The following is a 5,844-nucleotide window of genomic DNA, read 5'->3' as shown; positions in this document are numbered from 1 at the left end:
CCTGCGCCGGCGCGAGCGCCGTCACCGCCGCCACCTCGGCCGCGTGCCGCGCGGCGAGCGCCTTCGGGTCACGGTCGATGGTGCGGACGAGCGCCACCGGATTGCCGGCGCCGGCCTCGTGAATCGTCCAGGTCGCGTTCGCCAGCGCGTCGGGGAACTGGTCGGAGATGATCCTGAGCACCGCCGCCTTGATCTTCGCGTAGTTGGCGAAGAACACCGGATCCCGCGTCCCGCTCGGCACCACCGCGCCGAAGCTCCCGTCCTCGCGCCCGAAGCTCACCAGGTTCGGCGACAGCGGATAGGCGATGTTGCCGGCGGTCGCCTTGCGGCCGGGATAGCCGTAGTGGATCAGGTAGTGGGTCAGCAGGCTCGCCAGCAGCACCGCGCCTTCCTCGGTCTTCGAGGTCGTCTCGACGATCAGGCCGAGCTCCGTCTCGTCCCCCGCCACCGGCCGCGGCTGCACCCCGTTCCGCCCGTAGACCAGCACGCTCTCCGGCAGCTTCGCGACATCCGCCGGGTCGAGACGCAGCAGGGACACCTTGCGCCCCCCGAGCCGCCGGGCGCCCTCGAGCTTGATGCTCCAGGGCCAGGGCTTGCCCGAGCGCACGAACCGGCTGCCGCGGATGCCGGCGGCGCGGCCGTCGCGGGCGAAGAACTCGGTCTTCTCCATCGCGAGGATACCCTCGGGATAGAACTGCAGCTGCGGGTGGCTCTCCTCATAGAGCGAATGCGCGGCGATGGAATAGGGCGTGCAGCGCCGGTCGGGGTTCGGCGCCACGAAGACCGCCGAGCCGTCGTCGTAGATCTCGGCGACGAGGCAGTCCGACGGCGACCCCGGGTCGCACGCCAGCGCCCCGCATTCCAGCACGTGCCCCACGTGATAGGCGAGCCCGGCGTCGATCCCCCGCCGGATCATGTCCGCGGCGAACAGCGCGATGTCGCAGGACCGCCCGCAGATCACGTACTGCGCCCCGGCTTCCAGCGCGGTCAGGATCGGATGGATGCCCATCTGCCCGACGATCACGCTCTCGCGCAGCGCCGCCTCGTCGAGCTCCGGCCCGACGCCCGTCGGGCGCAGCCGGCCGGCGCGCAACTCGGCGATCACGATCTCCGGATCGAGCTCCGCGCCGATCACCGCGACCTTGGCATCCTTCACCCCCAACTCCGCGAAGACCTCCTTCGCGACGTCGAGCATGTAGTCGACGTTGCGGTCGCCCCCCGCCATGCCGGACGACCCGAGGATCACCGGCGCACCCGTCTTCCGCGCCGCCTCGACCATGTGCCGCCAGTCGGCCTTGACCGCCTCGCGCTCGAAATACTCGGTCCCAGTGCCGAGATAATAGGGCCCGGCGTCCATCGAGCCCGCGTCGGAGACGATGGCGTCGATCCGCCCCTCCAGCGCCTTCTCCATCGACTCCCTTGGATAGCCGTAGCCGAGCGCCCCGCAGGCCGACACGACACGATAGACGAGCTGAGCCATGACCATCTCCCCGATGTGGCTGAATGCGCCGGACGATCCCGGCGGACAGGCATCGGTCTCTCGCGAATCCGCTCGCCGAACAAATATCGTCTCGCTATGCAGGTATAAGCGCCGCCGATAGCCGGGGAGATCGTCGTTGCAGCTCCGCCAGTTGCGCTATTTCGTGAAGATCGTCGAGGCCGGCGGCTTCTCCCGCGCCGCCGCTCTCGTTCACGTCGCGCAGCCGGCGCTCAGCCAGCAGATCGCCGAGCTCGAGGCCGAGCTCGGGCTGAGCCTCCTCGTCCGGACCCCGCGCGGCGTCCGCCCGACCCCGGCCGGCGAAATCCTCTGCCGCGAGGCCGCGGCCATCCTCCGGCAGATCGACGCCCTGCCCGCGGTGCTGCGCTCCGCCGGCGGCGAGCTCGAGGGCGTGGTCCGCATCGGGTTCTCCTCGACGCTGGCCTCGACGCTCGGGGCGCCGCTCCTCGACGCCTGCCGGGCGACGATGCCGAAGGTGACGCTGCGCCTCGCCACCGCCGACAGCCTGACCCTCGGCGAGCGGCTGCGCGCCGGCCAGCTCGACCTCCTCCTCGCCTTCGAGGACGAGCCCGCCCCCGGCTTTACCCGCTGGCCGCTCTTCCGCCAGCGCTTCTACTTCATCCACCGCGAGCGCCTCGCAGCGCCGGACGCCGCCCTCACCCTCGAGGCGATCGCCGCGCATCCCCTCGTTCTTCCGGTCCAGCCGAACGTCGCACGCGCCCCATTCGACCGCCTCCTCGCCGCCGCGGGCCTGACCCCGCAAGTCGTGGCCGAGGCCGACCTCCTCTCCTCGATCCTCGCCGCGGTGCAGGCCGGCCTCGGCGGCACGCTCCTGCCGAAGGGCGATCTCTCCGACGTCCCCGGCTTCGAGGCGCTGACCGCGACCCCTGTCGAGCCGCCGATCCACCTGACCGCCGTCCTCCTCGCTTCCGCCGAACGCCCCCTCGCCGCCGTCGCCGAGGCGGTCCGCGCCGTCGCCGTCACCGTGATCCGCGACCGCCTCGCCGCCGCCGCGCCGCCCGGTGTCGAACTCGTCACCCCGACAGCGCGCCCGTAGCGGCGGCGACCGCGGTCATCACCAGCGTCGTCCCGAACGCCCAGCCGAAGGTGAAGCGCTGGTGCGCCCCGAGCGACACGCCGCAGAGACCGAGCAGCACATAGGTCGCCGACACGAACGGGCTGAGCGAAAAGCCGGTGGTGGTCTGCCCGAGGATCGCCCCCCGGCCCACCAGCACCGGATCGACCCCATGGCTCGCCGCCGTCTCGGCAAGAACCGGCAGCACCCCGAAATAGAAAGCGTCCGGCGGCAGCGCGAGGCTGAGCGGCATCGACGAGACGGCCACCAGCACCGGCAGCGCGCCGGCCATCCGCTCCGGCACCACGCCGGCCGTCGCCGCCGCCATCGCTGCGATCATCCCCGACCCGATGAGAATCCCGGTGAAGAGGCCCGCCGCGAAGATCGTCACGGCGATGCCGGCGATGCTCTCCGCGTGGCGGCGACCGAAGGCCCGCTGCTCCGCCGGCGCCGGCAGGTTCACCGGCAGCGCGACCGCGAAGGCGAGCGCGAAGAGGACCGGCAGCGGCAGCGCCTCCGCCACCAGCGCCGCGAGGAGCAGGGCCGTCAGGGCGAGATTGAAGCCGAAGAGCCAGGGCCGCCCCGTCGTCGCCGGCTTCGGATCCTCCGGCGCCTGCCCGCCGACGCCGGGCGTCCATCCGAGGCGGGCACGCTCCCGCCGCCCGAGCAGGAAGGCGGCGACGAGCACCCATGCCATCCCGGCCCCGACCGCCGGGAGCAGCGGGTTGAAGAGCCTCCCGGCGTCCACGCCGAGCGCCGCCATCGCCCGCGTCGTCGGTCCGCCCCAGGGAAAGATCACCATGACGCCGGCCCCGAGCGCCACGATCGCCGCCAGCACCCGGCGATCGAGGCCGATGCGGTCGGCGGCCGGCAGGACAGCGGAGACGGCGATGAGAAAGGTCGTCGTCCCGTCGCCGTCGAGCGCCACCGCCATGGTGATGACCGCCGTGGCGAGCGCCAGCCGCAGCGGATCGCCCCCGGCCAGCCGCAACAACCGGCGGATCAGCGGATCGAACAGCCCGGCCTCGAGCATCAGCCCGAAATAGAACACCCCGAACACCGCCATCACCGCGACCGGCGCGACCCGGGCGATGCCGTCGAGCATCATCGCGCCCAGCCCGCCCGCGCCTCCCGCGGCCAGAGCGGCGATGGTCGGGACGAGGATCAGCGCGGGGACGAGCGGCAGCCGCCGCGACAGGGTCGCCGCCAGAAAGGTCGCCACCGTCGCGAAGCCGAGAAAAGCCAGCATCCACCCGCCCCCGACCCGCGCCGGCGTCCCCGCGCCCGCCTTCCGTCGCCCCTCTGCCAAGGGGCCGGGGCCATCAATACCCGGCCTCTTCCGGCTTGTCGCCTGCCGGCGCCCCTCGCGACGCATCCCATGACGGCCGGGCCCCCCTTCCCGACCCGCCCGAGGAGGTATCGCCCGGGCTTATACCCGCATACCAAGACCGTATTTGTCCGAACCGCCGCTCCGGGCCTATGCACGACGGGCCGGCCACCGGCCCGGCGGTCATTCCGCTTCCCATCGAGCACCCGCACCTCTCGTCAACCGACGCGGTTCGCCGCGAAGCACGGAGACAGCCATGTTGCCAGCATCCCTCCCGGTGCGCGCCCTCGTCGCGTGCCTGATGACCACCTCCGCGCTCGTTCCGGTGGCGGGGCTCCTCACGAGCCCGGCCGCCGCCGACAGCGGCGACCCGTGCGTGATGGTGAACAGCGCCTGCTTCATCGGCTCGACGGGCTTTTCCCCGAACGACCCGCCGCCGGCGGGCGGCGCCGGCACGGGACAGCCGGGCGGTCCCGCGGCTGCGCTGACGACGGTGCTCGTCAACCCGCAGGGCCTGTACGACGATCCCATCGACGGCCTCTCCCCGCTCGACATGGAATCCTGGGGTGGCACCGGCGATCCGGGCGCGACCGGTAACGCGAGCGGCGGGGGGTGGGGCGGAAACGGCGGTGCGGGCGGCGACCTCACCCTCTCCGTCTCTGCCACCGTCACCAACACCCCCAACGGCCAGTCGAGCGAGGGCAACGCGGTCACCGTTCTGTCCGAGGGCGGTGAAGCGGGCGGCGGCGCGGTCGGGGTCGACGGCAACGGCGTGAGTGGCACTGGCGGGGACGGGGGAACGGTGACGGTCAACGCGCTCGGCGGGAGCTGGGCGGCGCTCGCCTCAGGCGCCGGCGCGGGTATCTCATCGACCGGCGGAACCGGCGGCGCTGGCGGCGCCTACATGGACGAACAGTACAAGTTCGGCGTCGACGGCGGGACCGGCGGCAACGGCGGCGCGGTGACCGCCACGCTGACCGGCTTCTACACCGGCTTCTCGAACGGCGTCTACGTCGCGTCCGCGGGCGGCAACGGCGGCGTGGGCGGCAAGGGGGACAGCGCCTGGAGCGGCCAGGGCGGCAACGGCGGCCAGGGCGGCAACGGCCAGGACGTCGACGTCACCCTCGCGGCCGGCGCCTCCATCGAGGCCGGCGGCCCGGGCGGTGCCGGCCTCTGGGTGCAGTCGGTCGGCGGCCAGGGCGGCAAGGGCGGCGGCGGCGAGATCGGCGGCGGCGGCGGCCAGGGCGGCAACGCCGGCGACGTCTCCGTCACGGTCAACGGCGAGATCCTCACCATGCAGCCGTCCGACCCGGACTCGCCCTCGCCCGGCGTGCTGGCGCAGTCGATCGGCAACATCGGCGGCGGCGGCGGCCATGCCTCGGACTGGTCGTTCGACCCGACCGGCGGCAACGGCGCCAGCGGCGGCACGCCGGGGACGGCGACGGTCACCGGCACCGGCGCGAACATCCAGACCGGCAACAGCTTCTCCTACGGCGACCTCTCGCCCGGCGTCCTCGCCCAGTCGATCGGCGGCATCGGCGGCGTCGGGCCAGACGAGAGCGGCGTCTTCGCGGTCGGGGGCAACGGCGGCGACGCCTCCAACGGCAACGCCGTCAGCGCGGCGCTGACCGACGCCACGGTCGCGACCGTCGGGTTCAGCGCCGGCGGAATCGTGGCGCAGTCGATCGGCGGCGGCGGCGGCTCGGGCGGCGACGCGACGACCTCGAACGGTGTGCTCGTCAACATGGACATCGGCGGCACCGGCGGGAACGGCGGCGACGCGGGCGGCTCCTATGCCGCGAACCTCGGCGGCTTGATCACGACCACGGGCGGCCACTCGCCGGGCGTCGTCATGCAGTCGGTCGGCGGCGGCGGCGGCTCGGGAGGCTCTGCCTACGGCAAGGTCAGCTCGAAGATCTACGGCGCGCAGATCTCGGTCGGCGG

Annotated in this window: 3 protein-coding genes and 1 pseudogene; 2 read left to right on the top strand and 2 right to left on the bottom strand. The window is 73.2% G+C overall.

Going from position 1 to position 5,844, the window contains the following annotated elements; translation table 11 throughout:
* On the bottom strand, positions 1-1,480 hold a 1,480-nt coding region (locus Q0480_RS16105; protein WP_299134444.1), incomplete at its 3' end, for an acyclic terpene utilization AtuA family protein.
* 136 nt (positions 1,481-1,616) lie between these two features.
* Between Q0480_RS16105 and Q0480_RS16100 the strand changes: the two genes are divergently transcribed.
* Entirely contained in the window at positions 1,617-2,555 is a 939-nt protein-coding gene (locus Q0480_RS16100) for a LysR substrate-binding domain-containing protein (protein ID WP_299134442.1), read from the top strand.
* Here Q0480_RS16100 and Q0480_RS16095 read toward each other — a convergent pair.
* Complete coding sequence (locus tag Q0480_RS16095; protein WP_299134441.1) at positions 2,533-3,822, bottom strand: citrate:proton symporter; 1,290 nt, start codon at positions 3,820-3,822, stop codon at positions 2,533-2,535. The two genes, Q0480_RS16100 and Q0480_RS16095, sit on opposite strands and share 23 nt — an antisense overlap.
* Before the next feature lie 334 nt (positions 3,823-4,156).
* Between Q0480_RS16095 and Q0480_RS16090 the strand changes: the two are divergent.
* Positions 4,157-5,844: pseudogene (locus Q0480_RS16090) on the top strand (hypothetical protein); the annotation flags it as partial.

Source organism: uncultured Amaricoccus sp., assembly GCF_937891315.1.
Taxonomy (GTDB): Bacteria; Pseudomonadota; Alphaproteobacteria; order Rhodobacterales; family Rhodobacteraceae; genus Amaricoccus.
The sequence above is the reverse complement of the archived record's forward strand: the minus strand, read 5'-3'. Positions and strand labels throughout refer to the sequence as shown.